Annotated in this window: 21 protein-coding genes; 16 read left to right on the top strand and 5 right to left on the bottom strand. The window is 66.4% G+C overall.

Annotated elements, in window-relative coordinates; genetic code table 11:
* Positions 1–31: 31 nt before the first annotated feature.
* The 13 genes from G7079_RS04385 to mgtE all read left to right on the top strand — a co-directional run bounded on the left by G7079_RS04385 (position 32) and on the right by mgtE (position 11,260).
* The gene (locus G7079_RS04385) at positions 32–1,030 is read left to right on the top strand and encodes a KpsF/GutQ family sugar-phosphate isomerase (RefSeq protein WP_304940799.1); all 999 of its coding nucleotides are present in this window, start codon (positions 32–34) and stop codon (positions 1,028–1,030) included.
* Entirely contained in the window at positions 1,030–1,575 is a 546-nt protein-coding gene (locus G7079_RS04380) for an HAD hydrolase family protein (protein WP_166055924.1), read from the top strand. The genes G7079_RS04385 and G7079_RS04380 overlap by 1 nt, the downstream gene beginning before the upstream one ends.
* Positions 1,572–2,126, top strand: coding sequence for an LPS export ABC transporter periplasmic protein LptC (gene lptC / locus G7079_RS04375; protein ID WP_166055922.1), 555 nt, complete (start codon positions 1,572–1,574; stop codon positions 2,124–2,126). Before G7079_RS04380 ends, lptC begins: the two co-directional genes overlap by 4 nt.
* Positions 2,107–2,634: a lipopolysaccharide transport periplasmic protein LptA gene (lptA, locus tag G7079_RS04370; protein WP_166055920.1), complete on the top strand. Its 528-nt coding sequence runs from the start codon at positions 2,107–2,109 to the stop codon at positions 2,632–2,634. The genes lptC and lptA overlap by 20 nt, the downstream gene beginning before the upstream one ends.
* Positions 2,634–3,353: an LPS export ABC transporter ATP-binding protein gene (lptB, locus tag G7079_RS04365; RefSeq protein ID WP_166055917.1), complete on the top strand. Its 720-nt coding sequence runs from the start codon at positions 2,634–2,636 to the stop codon at positions 3,351–3,353. The genes lptA and lptB overlap by 1 nt, the downstream gene beginning before the upstream one ends.
* 167 nt (positions 3,354–3,520) lie before the next feature.
* A complete protein-coding gene (locus tag G7079_RS04360; protein ID WP_166055915.1) occupies positions 3,521–4,957 on the top strand; it encodes an RNA polymerase factor sigma-54 in 1,437 nt (478 codons plus the stop codon).
* 62 nt (positions 4,958–5,019) lie between these two features.
* Positions 5,020–5,346: a ribosome-associated translation inhibitor RaiA gene (gene raiA, locus G7079_RS04355; protein ID WP_166055913.1), complete on the top strand. Its 327-nt coding sequence runs from the start codon at positions 5,020–5,022 to the stop codon at positions 5,344–5,346.
* A 30-nt stretch (positions 5,347–5,376) separates the two neighbouring features.
* Positions 5,377–6,330 (top strand): HPr(Ser) kinase/phosphatase, encoded by a 954-nt coding sequence (gene hprK, locus G7079_RS04350; protein ID WP_166055911.1) that lies wholly within the window; start codon positions 5,377–5,379, stop codon positions 6,328–6,330.
* A complete protein-coding gene (gene rapZ, locus G7079_RS04345) occupies positions 6,327–7,202 on the top strand; it encodes an RNase adapter RapZ (RefSeq protein WP_166055909.1) in 876 nt (291 codons plus the stop codon). The genes hprK and rapZ overlap by 4 nt, the downstream gene beginning before the upstream one ends.
* A gap of 154 nt (positions 7,203–7,356) precedes the next feature.
* Positions 7,357–7,749 carry a PTS fructose IIA subunit family protein gene (locus tag G7079_RS04340; RefSeq protein ID WP_166055907.1) on the top strand — a complete coding sequence of 131 codons (393 nt, stop codon included), beginning with the start codon at positions 7,357–7,359 and terminating at the stop codon, positions 7,747–7,749.
* A 39-nt stretch (positions 7,750–7,788) separates the two neighbouring features.
* Entirely contained in the window at positions 7,789–8,058 is a 270-nt protein-coding gene (locus G7079_RS04335) for an HPr family phosphocarrier protein (protein WP_166055905.1), read from the top strand.
* Positions 8,058–9,788 (top strand): phosphoenolpyruvate--protein phosphotransferase, encoded by a 1,731-nt coding sequence (gene ptsP / locus G7079_RS04330; RefSeq protein ID WP_166055903.1) that lies wholly within the window; start codon positions 8,058–8,060, stop codon positions 9,786–9,788. The genes G7079_RS04335 and ptsP overlap by 1 nt, the downstream gene beginning before the upstream one ends.
* 110 nt (positions 9,789–9,898) lie before the next feature.
* The gene (mgtE, locus tag G7079_RS04325) at positions 9,899–11,260 is read left to right on the top strand and encodes a magnesium transporter (protein WP_166055901.1); all 1,362 of its coding nucleotides are present in this window, start codon (positions 9,899–9,901) and stop codon (positions 11,258–11,260) included.
* Here mgtE and G7079_RS04320 read toward each other — a convergent pair.
* The 5 genes from G7079_RS04320 to G7079_RS04300 form a co-directional block, all read right to left on the bottom strand.
* A complete protein-coding gene (locus G7079_RS04320; protein ID WP_166055899.1) occupies positions 11,257–12,201 on the bottom strand; it encodes an aspartate carbamoyltransferase catalytic subunit in 945 nt (314 codons plus the stop codon). The genes mgtE and G7079_RS04320 overlap by 4 nt on opposite strands.
* Complete coding sequence (gene ruvX / locus G7079_RS04315) at positions 12,198–12,677, bottom strand: Holliday junction resolvase RuvX (RefSeq protein WP_166055897.1); 480 nt, start codon at positions 12,675–12,677, stop codon at positions 12,198–12,200. Before ruvX ends, G7079_RS04320 begins: the two co-directional genes overlap by 4 nt.
* On the bottom strand, positions 12,674–13,240 hold the full coding sequence (locus tag G7079_RS04310; protein WP_166055895.1) for a YqgE/AlgH family protein: 567 nt from the start codon (positions 13,238–13,240) through the stop codon (positions 12,674–12,676). Before G7079_RS04310 ends, ruvX begins: the two co-directional genes overlap by 4 nt.
* A 61-nt stretch (positions 13,241–13,301) precedes the next feature.
* A complete protein-coding gene (locus tag G7079_RS04305) occupies positions 13,302–14,432 on the bottom strand; it encodes a PilT/PilU family type 4a pilus ATPase (protein WP_166055893.1) in 1,131 nt (376 codons plus the stop codon).
* A 46-nt stretch (positions 14,433–14,478) separates the two neighbouring features.
* Positions 14,479–15,516, bottom strand: a complete 1,038-nt coding sequence (locus G7079_RS04300; RefSeq protein WP_166055891.1) for a type IV pilus twitching motility protein PilT — start codon at positions 15,514–15,516, stop codon at positions 14,479–14,481.
* A 264-nt stretch (positions 15,517–15,780) separates the two neighbouring features.
* Between G7079_RS04300 and G7079_RS04295 the strand changes: the two genes are divergently transcribed.
* From G7079_RS04295 to G7079_RS04285, 3 genes are read left to right on the top strand one after another with little or no spacing between them, the layout of a single operon-like run.
* Positions 15,781–16,476: a YggS family pyridoxal phosphate-dependent enzyme gene (locus G7079_RS04295; RefSeq protein WP_166055889.1), complete on the top strand. Its 696-nt coding sequence runs from the start codon at positions 15,781–15,783 to the stop codon at positions 16,474–16,476.
* A 34-nt stretch (positions 16,477–16,510) separates the two neighbouring features.
* On the top strand, positions 16,511–17,344 hold the full coding sequence (gene proC, locus G7079_RS04290) for a pyrroline-5-carboxylate reductase (protein WP_166055887.1): 834 nt from the start codon (positions 16,511–16,513) through the stop codon (positions 17,342–17,344).
* A 10-nt stretch (positions 17,345–17,354) separates the two neighbouring features.
* Positions 17,355–17,846 (top strand): DUF4426 domain-containing protein, encoded by a 492-nt coding sequence (locus G7079_RS04285; protein ID WP_166055885.1) that lies wholly within the window; start codon positions 17,355–17,357, stop codon positions 17,844–17,846.

Below are 17,846 nucleotides of genomic sequence, written 5' to 3'. Positions count from 1 at the left end.
GTCTAACGGAACACCCTCAGGGAAGATGCGCGTGCCCCCAACCCCGCCCGCCAGCACGGACAGCTTCGACTTCGCCGCCAGCGGACAGCGTGTGTTCGACATCGAACGCGACGGCCTGTCCGCAGTCGCCGCGCGGATCGACGGCGCGTTTAGCGCCGCCTGCCGCGCGATCCTAGCCAGCCGCGGCCGGGTGGTCTGCACCGGCATGGGCAAGTCCGGGCACGTCGCGCGCAAGATTGCCGCCACCTTGGCCAGCACCGGCACCCCGGCCTTCTACGTGCACCCGGGCGAGGCCGCCCACGGCGACCTGGGCATGGTCACCGATGCCGACATCGTGCTGGCGCTGTCCTATTCCGGCGAGAGCGACGAGATCCTGCTGCTGTTGCCGGCGCTCAAGCGGCAGGGCAACGCGGTGATCGCGATGACCGGCCGCGAGGCATCCACCTTGGCCCGTGAAGCCGATATCCACCTCGACATCAGCGTGCCGGCCGAAGCCTGCCCGCTGGCGCTGGCGCCGACCGCAAGCACCACCGCCAGCCTGGCGATGGGCGATGCGCTGGCCGTCGCCCTGCTGGAAGCGCGCGGCTTCACCGCCGACGATTTCGCCCGCTCGCACCCGGCTGGCGCGCTGGGCCGACGCCTGTTGCTGCACATCACCGACGTGATGCACGCGGGCGACGACGTGCCGCGGATCGGCCCCGATGCCAGCATCAGCGAAGCGCTGGTGGAGATGAGCCGCAAGCGTCTGGGCATGACCGCGATCGTCGATGACGACGGCCGCCTGCTCGGCCTGTACACCGACGGCGACCTGCGCCGCAGCCTGGACGACGACGCAATCGACCTACGCAACACCCGCATCGATGCGGTGATGACCCGCGCACCGCGCACCATCGGTGCCGACGCGCTGGCGGTGGAAGCCGCGCAGCTGATGGAAACGCACAAGATCAACGCGCTGCTGGTCATCGACGCGGATCGACGCGTGGTCGGCGCGCTGAACATCCACGACTTGCTGCGTGCACGGGTGGTGTGATGACAACGATCAACTACCCCGCCGATGTGCTTGCGCGCGCCGCGAAGATCAAGCTGATCGGCTTCGACGTGGACGGCACCCTGACCGATGGCCGCCTGCTGTACGCCAGCAACGACGCCGACGCCAAGGCCTTTTACGTGCAGGACGGCATGGGCATCACCCTGCTGCGCCATGCCGGGATCGAAACCGCGCTGGTGACCGCGCGCAACAGCCCGGTCGCCGCGGCGCGCGGCAAGGAGCTGAAGATCGCGCATGTCCACATCGGCGAACGCAGCAAGCTGGCCTGCATGCAACGCGTCGCGGCTGAAATGGGCATCGGCATGGACGAGGTGGCCTTCATGGGCGACGACCTCCCGGATCTCGCCACCCTGCGCGGCGTAGGCCTTGCCATCGCACCCGCCGATGCGCACCACTGGGTATTGCCGGCCGTGCATTGGGTGACCCCGCGCTATGGTGGCAACGGTGCGGCACGCGACGCATGCGACCTGCTGCTGCAGGCACAGGGCAAGGTCGAGGCCATCCTGGCCCATGGGGAACACCCGTGAGCTGGCGTGCCGGCCTGACCATCGTCCTGCTGCTCGCCGCAATCGCCAGCGGCTGGTCGGTGTGGCACCAATCCGGCGGCAATGCCGAAACCATGGCAGCCGTCCGTTCGGAATACGTGCTGCACGATTACGAACTGGTCTCGCTGGATTCGCAGGGCAAGGAGTCGTTCACCCTGCGCGGCCCGCGCCTGCAACGCGACCCAGGCGCGAAGTCGATGACACTGGATACCCCGAAGTTCCTGGTGCCCGACCGCAACGGCGCTTACTGGGACGTGAAAGCACAGCTCGGACGGGTACCAGACGATGGCCAGCAGTTGCAATTACGCGGACAGGTCGTCGCCACCAGTCCCACGCAGGTACCGCCGCCGACCCGGATCGAGACCGAGGAACTGAACATCTTCCCCAACGAGAATCGCGCGACCTCGGCGGCGATCGTGACCCTCACCCGCCCCGGCCTTACAATGCGCGGTCGCGGCCTGCAGGCGGATTTCGATCGGCAGGTCTCACTTCTCTCGGATGTGCGATACCACTATGTCCCGACGAACCGCTGACCTCGCGGCTGCCGCGCTTGCCCTGTTCGCCGCCGTTTTCGCGGCCGGTGCGAATGCGCGCAGTTCGGACCGCACCCAGCCGATGGACATCGAGGCCGCGCACAGCACCTGCAGCCTCGGCGCCAACGACAGTTGTACCCTGACCGGCAACGTGACCATGACCCAGGGCAGCCTGAACGTGGTGGCGGCCAAGGCGATCATCGAGCAAAGCAACGGCGATCCCAGCCGCGCCCTGCTTAGCGGTGGCGTGACCCTGCGCCAGACCCTCGACGACGGCAACCCGATCAATGCCACTGCCAGCAACGTGGACTACAACCTCAAGACCGAGGTGGTAGTGTTCACCGGCAACGTGACCATCACCCAACAACGCGGCACCCTCAACGGCCAGCGCGTGGTCTACAACATGAAGACCGGGCAGGTGGACAGCGGCGGCGCTGGCAACGGCCGGGTCAAGATGCGCATCCTGCCCAAGGGCGCGCAGCCGGCACCGGCGAAGGCCTCGAACTGATGTTGGTCGCCAAGGGACTACGCAAGCGCTACAAATCGCGCGAGGTCGTGCGCGACTTCAGCCTGACCCTCGAGGCGGGCGAAGTGGTCGGCCTGCTCGGCCCGAATGGTGCCGGCAAGACCACCTGCTTCTACATGATCGTGGGCCTGGTACCGGCCGATGCCGGCAGCATCGTGCTCGACGGCATCGACATCACTCTTGATCCGATGTACGAACGCGCCAAGCGCGGCGTCGGCTACCTGCCGCAGGAACCCTCGGTGTTCCGCAAGCTCAGCGTGGCGGACAACCTTCGCCTGGTTCTGGAATTGCGCCAAGACCTCGACGAGGACGGCCGCGAACGCGAGCTGGAAGGCCTGCTGGACGAGTTGCAGATCGGCCATGTCGCCGAACAGATGGGCGCCAGCCTGTCCGGCGGTGAACGGCGGCGGGTGGAAATCGCCCGCGCGTTGGCCGGCAAGCCGCGCCTGATCCTGCTGGACGAGCCATTCGCCGGCGTCGATCCGATCTCGGTCAACGAGATCCAACGCATCGTTACCCACCTCAAGGATCGCGGGATCGGCGTGCTGATCACCGACCACAACGTCCGCGAGACCCTGGGCATCTGCGACCGCGCCTACATCCTGGCCGATGGCGCCGTGCTGGCACAGGGCGCGCCCGAAGCCCTGCTGGAGAGCCCGGACGTGCGTCGGGTGTACCTGGGCGATACGTTCCGGCTCTGAACCACTTCCAGGGTTGCCGTTCCGGCGCAAACCGGGATCCGCCCTGGATCGCGCGCCTGAAAACAGACATGCGCCTGTCAGACACGGCCGGCTTTCGCCGGAATGACGAATCCATTTGCGCACCGATAACGTTTTTTTATCCGCAGTCGGATATATCCTGAGTGCGGATGAAACCGCGCCTTTCCCCCGGGCTGCACCAGCAATTGATCCTGACGCCGCAGCTGCGCCAGGCGATCCGCCTGTTGCAGCTGTCCACGATCGAACTCGAAGCGGAAATCGCCGAGGCGGTGGCCAGCAACCCGCTGCTCGACTGGGCCGAAGCGGGCGAAGCAGGCCCAGCGGATGCGCACGAGGTGCGCGATGCCGATGGCGCGCACGACGCGGCGACGCAGGGACACGAACATGTGGACGAACGCGTGGACGAGCACTGGGATCGCGAAAGCGAGCCCTGGCAGGAGCGGATCGGCCCGGCATCGGATGGCGGCGAGGACTTCGCCGGTGACCGCGCGGCCAGTGCGGAAACCCTGCGCGACCACCTGCTCTGGCAATTGCACCTCGGCCACTTCAGCCAACGCGACCTCGGCATCGGCGTGGCGCTGATCGACGCCATCGACGACGACGGCTACCTGCGCGAAGAGCTCGATGCCATCGCCGACGGCCTCAAGCCGGAAATCGACGCAGAACACGACGAGGTGCTGCAAGTCCTGCACCGCATCCAGCAGTTCGACCCGGTCGGCGTGGGCGCACGCGACCTCGGTGAATGCCTGCGTCTGCAATTGCGTACGTTGGCCGAAGACAGCCCTGGCCGCGACCTGGCGATGGCGGTGGCTGCCGGCGCATTGGCGCGGCTGCCGAAGATCGGCATCGACGGATTGTGCCGCGAACTGGACTGCAAGCGCGCCGAGGCCGAGGAAGCGGTGCACCTGCTGCGCAGCCTGGATCCGCGTCCTGGCACCCAGCACGGCGACCTGCCAGCCGGAACCTATGTCACTCCGGATTGCGTTATCTGGCGCCAGCAGGGCCTGTGGCGAGTGGCGCTGGCCGCCGGCGCCACCCCGCGCATCACCATCCAGCGCGACTACGAACAGATGATCCGCCACGCCGGCGCGGCCGATGCCGAATACCTGCGTGGCCGGCTGCAGGAAGCGCGTTGGCTGTTGAAGGGCCTGGAATCGCGTGCCGACACCCTGTTGCGCGTGGTGCGCTGCCTGGTGCGCGAGCAGGCCGGCTTCCTCGAATTCGGCGACCAGGCGCTGCACCCATTGACCCTGCGCAGCGTGGCCGCCGAACTCGGCTTGCACGAATCCACGGTCTCCCGCGCGATCGCCCGCAAGTACGTGCGCACCCCGCGCGGCACCATCCCGCTGCGCGATTTCTTCGCCTCCGGGATCGAAACCGAAGGCGGCGGCAGCGCTTCCAGCACCGCCATCCAGGACATGATCCGCAAGCTGGTCGAGGCCGAGGATCCGCGCAAGCCGCTATCCGACGCGCGCCTCGCCGACACCCTGAAATCGGGCGGCGTGCCGGTGGCGCGGCGTACCGTCGCCAAGTATCGTGAGGCCCTGCAGATTCCCGCATCGCACGAGCGCGTGCGCATCGGTTGACGCGGCGCGTGCAAGCCAAAAATCGTTCCACCCCGCAGTATCCACAGTCGAAGGAGGTTCAGATGCAAATCGAAACCCATGGCCATCAGATGGAAGTCACCCCGGCCCTGCGCGACTACGTGGAAACACGCTTCGAACGACTCGCACGACACTTCGAACACCCTTGCCAGATCCGCGTGCAACTTGGCCTGGACAAACCCGAGCACAAGGCCGAAGCAACGATCAACCTGTCCGGTCGCACCTTGCACGCCGATGCCAACGGTCAGGACATGTACGCCGCGATCGACCTGCTGTCGGACAAGCTCGATCGCCTGCTGATGAAGCAGAAGGAACGCATGGTCGACCACCACCGCGGCGAGAGCCTCGCGCAAAGCGGCGCGCTTGGCTGATCCGTCCATCCCGCGGCGGAGAGCACACACTTGAACGCCGCCCGCATCACCGCCGCGGAACTGTTCGAGCAACAGGCCGAACGCATGGAGCTACGCTGGCTCGCCGGCCAGCGTGGTTCCGATACGCGCGTCCTGGAAGCCGTGGAAACCGTGGCGCGGCGCCCATCGCTGGCCGGCTACCTCAACATCATCTATCCGAACAAGGTGCAGATCCTCGGCACCGAGGAACTGGCCTGGATGGACGGGCTGGATTCGCGCCAGCGTTGGGAAACGATCCAGAAGATCATCGGTTTCCGCCCGCTGGCGCTGGTCATCAGCAAGAACCAATCCTGCCCGGAAGACCTGCGCATCGCCGCCGAGGAAAGCGAAACGCCCCTGTGGAGTTCGCCGCGCCGCGGGCATGAACTGCTCAACCATCTGCAGTACAAACTTGCCCGCACGCTGGCGCCGCGGGTCACCTTGCACGGCGTGTTCATGGAGATCTATTCGATCGGCGTGCTGATCACCGGCGAATCCGGTTCCGGCAAGAGCGAACTCGCGCTGGAACTGGTGACGCGCGGGCATCGCCTGGTCGCGGACGACGCGCCCGAATTCACCCAGATCGCGCCGGACGTGCTCGACGGTGCCTGCCCGGAACTGCTGCAAGACATGCTGGAACTGCGCGGCCTGGGCGTGCTCAACATCCGCCAGATGTTCGGCGACACCGCGGTCAAGCGGAACAAATACCTGCGCATGATCGTGCACCTCAGCAAGCCCTCGCTCGACGCCAAGCCGGGCGGCATGGAACGATTGACCGGCGACATCGGCAGCCGCCGCCTGCTCGATCTCGACGTGCCGATGATCACCCTGCCGGTGATGGCCGGCCGCAACCTGGCAGTGCTCACCGAAGCCGCCACCCGCATGCACCTGTTGCGCAGCAAGGGCGTAGATCCGGCGGCCGCGTTCATGGCCCGCCACAGCCATTTCCTGGAGCGTTCGCAGTGACCGCGCAAAACCATCCAACGCCGCCGCTCGTCATCGTCAGCGGCATGTCCGGCTCCGGCAAGTCGGTGGCACTGAACACCTTCGAGGACCTCGGCTACTACTGCGTCGACAACCTACCCGCTGAACTGCTGCCCGAATTCGTGCGCCGCATGCTGGCTGGCGACAACGCGCCGGAAAAGATCGCGGTCGGCATCGATGCACGCAGCTTGGGCGACCTGGCCGACGTGCCGGAGGCGCTGTCGCAAGTCGGCGCACTGGGCCTCGACCCCAAGCTGCTGTTCTTCGACACTCGCGATGACGTGCTGGTGCGCCGCTACGCGGATACCCGCCGCCGGCATCCGCTCAGTCATCTCGGGCTGGTGCTGGCGGATGCGATCTCGCTGGAACGGCAGGCGCTGAAACCGCTGCGCCGGATCGCCGACAGCGTGCTGGACACCAGCGACCTCAACATCCACCAGATGCGCCGCCACATCCTGACCGAGTACGGCCTCAGCGGCGCCGGCTTGTCGTTGCTGTTCGAATCCTTCGCCTACCGGCGCGGCCTGCCGCCGGAGGCCGATTTCGTGCTGGATGCGCGGGTACTGCCCAACCCGCATTGGGACGCACGCCTGCGCCCGCTGTCCGGCCGCGATGCCGATGTACGCGACTACCTGGAAGAACAACCGGAAGTGGCGACCTACGTTGCGCAGGTGGAAGGCTTCCTTGATACCTGGTTGCCCAAGCTGCGTTCGGAAACCCGTAGCTACGTTACCGTCGCCTTCGGCTGCAGCGGCGGCCGCCATCGTTCGGTCTACCTGGCCGAACGCCTGGCCCGGCATTGCCGCGAAGCCGGCTGGGCGGAAGTCGCGGTGCACCATCGCGAGCTGGATTGATCCAACCATCCTCGGCACGCGGAACAGTTCGATGGCACCTGCGGTGCGAAGCCTGCACAGCGACATATCGAGTCACGTAGCGAACCCCGCCCGCAGGCCCCATCGAACTCGGAATCGCTTTCGCACTGTCATTCCCGTCTGTTAACTTGCATGCATGTCCGTCGGCATCCTGCTCATCACCCATGAAGGCATTGGCAACGCGCTGATCGCGGTGGCCACGCGCCTTCTGCGCCAGTTGCCGCTGACGACCGCAGCGTTCGAAGTCCCGTTCGATGGCGATGTCGACGCGCTGCTGCCGCAGGCCAGCGCTGCGCTGCGTCGCGTCGATGGCGGCCAGGGCGTGTTGGTGCTGACCGACCTGTACGGCGCGACCCCCAGCAATATCGCCACGAAGCTCGCCCGCCTCGGCACACCGGTACGCCGCGTCTCCGCGCTGAGCCTGCCGATGCTGCTGCGGGTGATGAACTATGCCGACCTGGACCTGGACGAATTGCCGGCGGTCGCCGCCGCTGGCGCACGCAACGGTGCCATCATTGATGACGCATGACATGACCACCACGCAACCGACAGCCACGAGGGCGATGCCGTGATCCAACGCGACCTGATCATCGTCAACCGCCTAGGCCTGCATGCGCGCGCCACCGCCAAGCTGGTGCAACTGCTGTCCACCTTCCGCTGCCAGGCCACCCTCGAAGCGCGCGGTCGCGAGGTCAACGCCAAGAGCATCATGGGCGTGATGCTGTTGGCCGCCGGAACGGGATCCACCGTGGTGCTGCGGGTGGACGGCGAAGACGAACAGGCAGCCGCCGACGCAGTCGCCGCGCTATTCGAACGCCGCTTCGACGAGGACAGCTGATGACGCGGCACGTCCTGTCCGGCACCGCCGCCGCACGTGGCAGCGCGCTTGGACGGGCACGCGTGCGCCTGCCGCACGCGCTTGACGTCGACGAGGCCCGCATCGCCGCGGACGAGGTCGATGCCGAACTCGAACGCATCCACGCCGCGGTCGACACCGTGCGCGCCGAGATGCACGCCCTGCGCGAACGCCTGCACGGCGCGCTTGCGCACGAAGTCGGCGAATTCCTCGACCTGCACGCATTGCTGCTGGACGACCCAGAATTGCTGCAGGGCATCGATGCGCTGATCCGCACCGGCCTGTACACCGCCGACTATGCCCTGCGCCTGCAGCGCGACCGCATCGCCGCGGTGTTCGACGGGATCGACGACCCCTACCTGCGCAGCCGCATCGACGACATCGACCAGGTGATCGGCCGCCTGCATGCCGCGCTGCACCGTCGCGAGGCCGATCTGCAAGGCGTGGCCGGCGAGATCCTGGTCACCGACAACATCGCGCCCACCGAACTCGCGCAGCTGCAGGCGCAAGGCGTGATGGGCGTGATCACCGCTGGCGGCAGCGCGCTCTCGCACAGCGCCATCCTTGCCCGCAGCCTGCATTTGCCGCTGGTGGTGGGAGCGGCGCAGGCATTGCAGAAGGTCAATGACGGTGACGTGCTGGTGATGGATGGCGGCACTGGCCTGGTGGTGCTTGAACCGGACGCCGAGGATCTGCGCGAACATCGCAAGCGCGTGGAGGAAGTCAAGCGCGAGCGCAAGCAGCTCAACCGCCTGCGCCGGGAACCGAGCCGTACCCTGGACGGCATCGACATCAAGCTGTGGGCGAACGCCGAATCGCGCGAAGACGTGGCCGAGGCGCATGCATTGGGTGCGGCCGGTGTGGGCCTGTACCGCACCGAATTCCTGTTCATGGGCAGCCGCGAGATCCCGGACGAAGACACGCAGTTCCGCGCCTATCGCGATGCCGTGCTGGGCATGACCGGGCGCACGGTGACCATCCGCACCCTCGACCTTGGCGCCGACAAGGCCGACAAGACCGGGCTGGCGCTGCGCGACGAACCCAATCCCGCACTGGGCCTGCGCGGCGTCCGCCTGTCGTTGGCCCGCGATGGCCTGTTGCACACGCAGCTACGGGCGATTGCCCGCGCATCCGGCTACGGGCCGGTTCGCGTGCTGGTGCCGATGATCAGTGGCGCCGAAGAAATGCGCACCGTGCGGGCGATGCTGCACAAGGCGCTGGCCGAAGTGCATCGCGAAGGCCACGAGACCGCCGCGCAGTTGCCGCTCGGCGCGATGATCGAGGTGCCGTCCGCGGCCTTGTCGCTGACCGGTTTCATCGGTGCCTGCGATTTCCTGTCGATCGGCACCAACGACCTGGTGCAGTACTTGCTCGCCGCCGACCGCAACAACGAGGCACTAGGCGATTTGTACACGCCATTGCACCCAGCACTGATCCGCTTGCTGCGAGACGTGGTGCGCACCGCGCACAGGCGCGGGCGGCCAGTGGCGGTGTGTGGCGAAATTGCCGGCGATGCCGCCTTCGTGCCACTGCTGCTTGCGCTTGGCCTGACCGAACTCAGCCTGCACCCGGCGACACTGCTTGAAGTCCGCCGCGCGATCCGCGCCAGCGACCTCTCGGCCTTGCGCAACGAAGCCGCCGCATTGATGCGCGCACGCGATCGCGCCGGTATCGAACAATGGCTGGCGTCGAATACACGGGCCATGCACTGAATCATTGCATGGGGTGGGCATCCGCGAGTCCGCGGGCGATAATGCGCGCACTATGAACGCCTGATCCTGTCGCGCACCTCGTGCCGCGACGCCGCCCACCGGAAGCCGCAATGGCCGAAGCCGTCCGCCACGACAAGACTGCGCGTCAGCTGCGTCTGCTTTCAGATGCGCTCGACAGCGGTCGTTTGGGGCCGGTGCGGCGGCTGGTCAACACGCTGTCACCGGCGGAGATCGGCAACCTGCTGGAATCGCTGCCGCCAGGTAAGCGCACCGTGGTCTGGGGCCTGGTCGATCCGGAGGACGATGGCGAGGTGCTGGTCCACGTCGGCGACGAGGTGCGCGAAGGCCTGATCGCGGACATGGATCCGGACGAACTGGTCGCCGCGGTCGAAGACCTCGACATCGACGATCTCGCCGACCTGGTCGAAGACCTGCCGGACACCGTCATCGACGAAGTGCTGAAGTCGATGGACCGCGAGAACCGCGAACGCCTGGAGCAGGTGCTGTCCTATGAGGAAGACAGCGCCGGCCGCCTGATGAACCCGGACGTGGTGACCGTGCGCGCCGATACCACAGTGGACGTGGTGCTGCGCTACCTGCGCCTGCGCGGCGAACTGCCAGACCACACCGACCATCTGTACGTGGTCAATCGCCGCCATCACCTGATCGGCTGGGTCGCCCTGCAGGATCTGGTCACCCACGACCCGGGCACGCCGATCAACCGCCTCATCGACGACACGCTGACCTCGATCCACGTCAACGATTCCGCCGACGCGGTGGCCCGCCAGTTCTCCGACCACGACTGGGTGTCCGCACCCGTGGTCGATGAAGGCAACGTGCTGCTCGGCCGCATCACCATCGACGACGTGGTCGACATCATCCGCGAGCAGGCCGAGCACCAGGCCCTCGGCGCCGCCGGCCTGGACGAGGACGAGGACCTGTTCTCGCCGGTGCGCCGCGCATTCCGCAACCGCCTGATCTGGCTCAGCGTGAACCTGTGCACCGCGTTCCTGGCCGCATCCGTGGTGGACCGCTTCGCCGGCTCGATCGAGAAACTCGCCGCGCTCGCCGTGCTGATGCCGATCGTCGCCGGCATGGGCGGCAACGCCGGCACCCAGGTATTGGCGCTGATGGTACGCGGCCTGGCGCTGGGCCAGATCGGCGCGTCCAACGTACCGACGCTGGTGTGGAAGGAAGTGCGAGTGGCGATGATCAACGGCCTGGTGCTGGGCACCCTGCTCGGCATCGTGGTGCTGTTGTGGTTCCGCAACCCGGCGCTGGCGGCGGTGATCGCCATCGCGCTGACCGCGAACCTGTGCTTCGCCGCGTTGGGCGGCGTGTTCGTGCCGGTGACGCTGAAACGCATGGGCTTCGACCCCGCGCTGGCCGGCGGCGTGATCCTCACCACCATCACCGATGTGATGGGGTTCCTGACCTTCCTTGGGTTGGCGACGCTGGTGCTGTTGCGCTAAGCCAGCAACGCTTCCAGCACCGCCATCCGTACCGCTACGCCGTTAGCCACCTGGCGCAACACGCGCGATTGCGGACCGTCGGCGACGTCGCTGGCGATCTCGACGCCGCGATTCATCGGCCCGGGATGCATGACGATGGCGTCCGCCTTGGCATGGCGCAGGCGCACGGCGTCGAGGCCATAGTCGCGGTGGTAGTCCTCCAACGAATCGACCAGACCTTCGGCCATGCGTTCGCGCTGCAGGCGCAGCATCATCGCCGCATCCACGCCTTCGATCATCGCGTCGAAATCGTCGCCGACGATGCAGCCATCCAGCGTGCCGTCGTCCGGCAACAGCGAGGCTGGACCGCATACGCGGATCTCGCCGCAGCCCAGCGCGCGCAACGCGTGCAGGTCGCTGCGCGCCACGCGCGAGTGCTTCACGTCGCCGACGATCACAACCTTCAGTTTCGAGAAATCCTCGCCCTTGGCCTGGCGCAGGGTGAGCATGTCCAGCAGCCCCTGGGTAGGATGGTTGCTGCGGCCGTCGCCGGCATTGAGCAGCACGGTGCCCGGCTGCGCGGCCGCAGCCAGCTCGGCGACTGCGCCATCGCGCTTGTGGCGCATCACGAAGGCGTGCACGCCCATCGCTTCCAGCGTCTTCAGCGTGTCGAGGTCGGCCTCGCCCTTGGTGGTGGAGGCGGTGGAGGCATCGAAATTCAGCAGGTCGGCACCGAGCCGCTGCGCGGCCAGCGAAAAGCTGGAACGGGTGCGCGTGGACGGCTCGAAGAACAGCGTGCATACCGCCTTGCCGGCCAGCACGCCGCGCAATGCGGTGCCGCCATAGGCGTCCGCGGTCATCGATTGCGCACGCACCAACAGGTTCTCGATCGTCTCGCGCGGCAACCCGTCGAGGGTGAGCAGGTGACGCAGTGTGCCGTCGCCGTCGAGTTGGAGCGTCATGGAATCACCGTTGCATCCTGTGGCGAGGCCAGCCAGCGTTCGACGATGATCGCCGCCGCCACTGCATCCAGCAATTCGGCGTCACGCCGCTTGCGCTTGCCGTCGGCGCGATCCTCGGCGAAGCGGCGCGCCGCCTCCTGCGAGCTGTTGCGTTCGTCGACCATCACCACCGGCAGCCGCGTGCGTTGTCGCAGCTCGCGGGCGAAGGCTTGCGCGAACTTGCGGATCGGTTGGTCGCCGCCGTCCAGGCGCATCGGGTCGCCGACCACCATGCCGTCCGGGCGCCATTCGCGGCGCAACGCTTCGATCCGGCTCCAGTCAGGGCCGCCGGCATGCACATCGACTACCGCTACCGCGCGCGCACCGCTACCGAACGCGCTGCCCACCGCTACGCCGATCCGGCGCGCACCGACATCGAAGCCGAGTACGGTGCCGTCGCGACGGATCGCGGGTTGCGCGTCGGCGGCCTCGTTCATGCGTGGCCGCTATGGCTGGCGAAATTGACCAGGTCGACGCCAATGCTGCCGGCAGCGGCCTGCCAGCGCTGTTCCAGCGGCAGTTCGAACAACACCTCGCGACGGTTCGGCACCATCAACCAGCTGTCCTCGACCAATTCCTGCTCAAGCTGGCCCGCGCCCCAGCCGGCGCAACCCAGCGCGACCACCGCCTGCGCCGGACCATCGCCACGCGCCAACGCTTCCAGCACGTCTCGTGAGGTGGTCAGGTACAGGCCGTCGCCGACCGCCAGCGTGGAATCCCATTCGCGATCGCCATCGTGCAGGACGAAGCCGCGTTCCGGATGCACCGGGCCGCCGGCCAGCACGACCCGCGACTGCAGCGCATCGCTGTCGCTGGCGATGCCCATCTGCTGCAACACCTCGCCCAGGGTGTATTCGGACGCGCGATTGACCACCACACCCATGGCGCCGTCACCGTCATGCTGGCAGACCAGCGCCACGCTGCGCGAAAAATGTGGATCATGCAGCGACGGCAACGCCACCAGCAGGTTGTTGGACAGCGGCGAAGACTCGATCGACATGCCGCAATTCTAGCGAGCCATGTGCGGCGGCGCACGTCGGCACCGCCGCGGCACGCGAAGGTCAGCGCGCTTCCGCAACCTCGACGCCATCCAGGCCCTGGGCCAGCGTGGACGCATCGCCGCCCTGTGCCAGCTTGATGCGCAGCCGCACCTCGTTGGAGGAATCGGCGAAGCGCAGCGCATCCTCGTAGCTGATCTCGCCGGCCTGGTACAGCTCGAACAGGCTCTGGTCGAAGGTCTTCATGCCCAGTTGGACGGATTCCTTCATCACTTCCTTGATCTTGTGGATCTCACCGTCGCGGATGTAGTCCTGCACCAACGGCGTGCCCAGTAGGATCTCCATCGCCACACGTCGCGCCTTGCCGTCCGGCGTTGGAATCAACTGCTGGGCGACCACACCCTTCAGGTTCAACGACAAGTCCATCAGCAGCTGGTTGCGGCGATCTTCCGGGAAGAAGTTGATGATGCGATCCATCGCCTGGTTGGCGTTGTTCGCATGCAGCGTGCACAGCACCAAGTGGCCGGTCTCGGCGAAGGCGATGGCGTGATCCATGCCCTCGCGGGTGCGCACCTCGCCGATCATGATCACGTCCGGGGCCTGGCGCAAGGTGTTCTTCAGCGCGTTTTCCCAGCTGTCGGTGTCGATGCCGACCTCACGCTGGGTGATGATGCAGCCATCGTGCTTGTGCACGAATTCGATCGGATCCTCGATGGTGATGATGTGCCCGGTCGAGTTCTGGTTCCGATAACCGATCATCGCCGCCAGCGAGGTCGATTTACCGGTACCGGTGGCGCCCACGAAGATGATGATGCCGCGCTTGGTCATCGCCAACGTCTTGATGATCGGCGGCAGGTTCAGTTCTTCCACGGTCGGGATGCGCGTTTCGATCCGGCGCAACACCATGCCTACCTGGTTGCGCTGGTAGAAGCAGCTGACGCGGAAGCGGCCGACGCCGGACACGCCGATCGCGAAATTGCATTCGTGGGTCTTCTCGAACTCCTCGCGCTGCTGCGGCGTCATCACGTTCAGCACCAGGTCCTTGGACTGCTGCGGTGTTAATGGCGCCTGGGTGACCGGACTCAGCTTGCCATGCACTTTCATCGACGGCGGCATGCCGGCGGTGATGAACAGGTCCGATGCCTTCTGGTGCGCCATCAGCTTGAGGAACGAGGTGAAATCGATGCTGCTCATCCGTGCGACTCCTGTTCGGCGACGTATCCGTTCGTCATGATCCCGTTCATTCGAACAGGCGCTTGTCCTTGGCGTATTCGCGCGCCTGCTGCCTGGGCACCATGCCGCGCTTGACCAGATCCTGCAGATGCTGGTCGAGGGTCATCATGCCGGCGTTCTGCCCGGTCTGGATCGCCGAATACATCTGCGCCACCTTGTCCTCGCGGATCAGGTTGCGGATCGCCGGGGTGCCGACCATGATCTCCCACGCCGCGGTGCGGCCACCGCCGGTTTTCTTCAGCAACGCCTGGGAAATCACCGCACGGAGTGATTCGGACAGCATCGAACGCACCATCGGCTTCTCGCCGGCGGGGAACACGTCGATGATGCGGTCGATGGTCTTGGCCGCACTCGATGTATGCAAGGTCGCGAACACCAGGTGGCCCGTTTCCGCCGCGGTCAACGCCAGGCGGATGGTCTCCAGGTCGCGCAACTCGCCCACCAGGATGATGTCCGGATCTTCGCGTAGCGCGCTTCGCAGGGCTTCGTTGAAGCCGTGGGTATCACGATGCACCTCGCGCTGGTTGATCAGGCACTTCTGCGAGGTGTGCACGAATTCGATCGGATCCTCGACCGAGAGGATGTGGCCGTATTCGTTCTTGTTGATGTGGTCGATCATCGCCGCCAGCGTGGTCGACTTGCCGGAGCCGGTCGGGCCGGTGACCAGGATCAACCCCTGCGGCTGCTCGATCAGTTCCTTGAAGATGCGCGGGCAACCCAGGTCTTCCAGGGTCAACACTTGCGATGGAATCGTGCGGAACACCGCGCCAGCACCGCGGTTCTGGTTGAACGCATTGACGCGGAAACGCGCCAAGCCGGGAATCTCGAAGCTGAAGTCGACCTCGAGGAATTCCTCGTAGTCGCGGCGCTGCTTGTCCGACATGATGTCGTAGACCAGCGCATGCACCTGCTTGTGGTCGAAGGCCGGGATGTTGATACGGCGTACGTCACCGTCGACGCGGATCATCGGCGGCAATCCCGCCGACAGGTGCAAGTCGGAAGCCTTGTTCTTGACCGAAAACGCCAGCAGTTCAGCGATATCCATGTTGGCACTACTCCCCGTGGTGCGCGGCACTCCCCTGCCGCGCAAGTCGTCGTAACCGCATCAGGGCGTTCCAGCCCTGCCGCGACGCTTCGAGTTCCGGGCCTGCCCCGTTCAGGAGCAGTCCCGTCCTCGCGTGCCAGCACCCCGACGCCGTAGCGGCAGAGCCCGGCGGGCGCAGCTTCCCTGCAGCGCCCTTGAACCCGCTGTCCCAAGACAGGGGGCCGTGGGCAGTATATGCCTCCCGCAGTGACCGACAATGGCCCCATGAACCCGTACCGTGAAGCGTTCGCCGGCATCCTGCTTGCAGTGGATAACGCAAGCCGTGCGGCCGGCCGGCCAAATGCCGGCCGCTTGCTAGCGGTCTCGAAAACCCGCACCCCGGAAGAAATCGCCGCATTGGCGGGGGCCGGTCAGGATGCGTTCGGCGAGAACTACGTGCAGGAAGCCCTGCCCAAGATCGAAGCCCTGCGCGACCGGGGGCTGGAGTGGCACCTGATCGGTCACCTGCAATCGAACAAGGCCGATGCCGCCGCGCGTGCCTTCGACTGGGTGCAATCGGTCGACCGTCCCAAGCTGGTCGCGACCCTCGCCCGTCATCGCCCTGCGGGGCTGCCGCCTCTCAACGTGTTGCTGCAAGTGAACATCGACGATGAAACCAGCAAGCACGGCTGCCGACCGCAAGACCTCGATGCGTTGGCCGATGCCGTCGCAGCGGAATCCCGGCTGCACCTGCGCGGACTGATGGCGATACCCGCACCGCACGCGGACATGGCGCGTCGCCGAGACGCGTTCCATGCGATGCGAAAACTCTTCGATGGCTTGCAGGTGCGACACCCCGGCATCGACACGCTGTCGATGGGCATGAGCGAGGATTTCGTGCCCGCGATCGAGGAAGGTGCGACCATGGTGCGTATCGGCAGCGCACTCTTTGGCGCTCGCGCCAAAAAAGAAACCGGATGACCAGCGCGCGCCCACCCAAGACGGATGTTTCTCGATGAACGACGACATCACCCATCAAAGCATTGCCTTCATCGGCGGCGGTAACATGGCACGCAGCCTGATCGGCGGACTGGTGGCACAGGGCCGAAACCCGGCCGGCATCCGCGTCGCCGAACCGGTACCGCCACTGGGCGACGCGCTGCGCGAAGATTTCGGCGTGGCGGTATTCGAACAAGCCGCGCAGGCCGTCATCGGCGCAGGCACCTGGGTACTGGCGACCAAGCCGCAGGTACTGCGTGCCGTTTGCGAAGGATTGGCGGAGCAAGCGCAAGGCGAACGCCCGCTGGTGGTCTCCATCGCAGCGGGCATCACCGCCACCCAGATCGAGCGTTGGCTGGGCGGCGATCTCGCGGTCGTGCGCACCATGCCGAACACGCCCGCGCTGCTCGGCGCCGGCATGACCGGTCTGTATGCCAGCGAACAGGTCGATGCTGCGGGACGGGGCTTCGCGCAAGACCTGCTCTCGGCCGCCGGCAAGACCGTGTGGATCGACGATGAAGCGCAGATGGATGCGGTGACCGCAGTTTCCGGCAGCGGCCCGGCCTACATCTTCCTGCTGGCCGAAGCGATGATCGAGGCCGGCATCGCCGAAGGCCTGCCACCCGACGCCGCTCGCACGCTGGCGCTGCAGACTGTTCTCGGGGCGGCGCGCATGCTGACCGAATCCGATGTCGACGCGGCCGAATTGCGGCGACGGGTGACTTCGCCGAATGGCACCACCCAGGCTGCAGTCGAGGCCTTCGAAGCCGGTGGCCTGCGCGCACTTGTCGGCAGCGCCATCCATGCCGCACGCGTCCGCGGACAGGAATTATCCGCCGCCAACGATTAGAGGCTCCGCCATGCGCAACGCCATCATCGCCCTTGCACTGCTATCCCTCGCCGCCATCACCGCCTGCAGTCGCAACGAGACCACAGGTGCGGCCCAGCCCGTCCCCGCATCCGACACGGCAGGCCAATCCGCCATCGCCGCCACCACGGTCGGCGGCGTCACCCTGCAGACCTCGACCGTCGCCGTCGCCGACATCAACGAAACGGTTGCCGCGCGTTACGGCATCGACCGCATGCAGGAAGGCTTGTTGCTGCTGGTCACCGTGCGTGATGCCGTCGGCGACGCCGCCGATCCCGGCGACCTGCAGTTGAGCGCAACCGTCAGCGTTTTGCCGGAGCCACCGAAGCCGCTGGAACTGCGCGCGATCCACACCGAAGGCATGACCGACTACATCGGCGTGCTGCATGCAACGCCACCGGCCAGCGTGCAGTTCAGGATGACCGCCACGCGCAGCGGCGCGCGCGCGGACATCGCCACCACGGCCGAACTTTATCCGCGCTGA

This window comes from Thermomonas sp. HDW16, assembly GCF_011302915.1.
Taxonomy (GTDB): Bacteria; Pseudomonadota; Gammaproteobacteria; order Xanthomonadales; family Xanthomonadaceae; genus Thermomonas.
The sequence above is the reverse complement of the archived record's forward strand: the minus strand, read 5'-3'. Positions and strand labels throughout refer to the sequence as shown.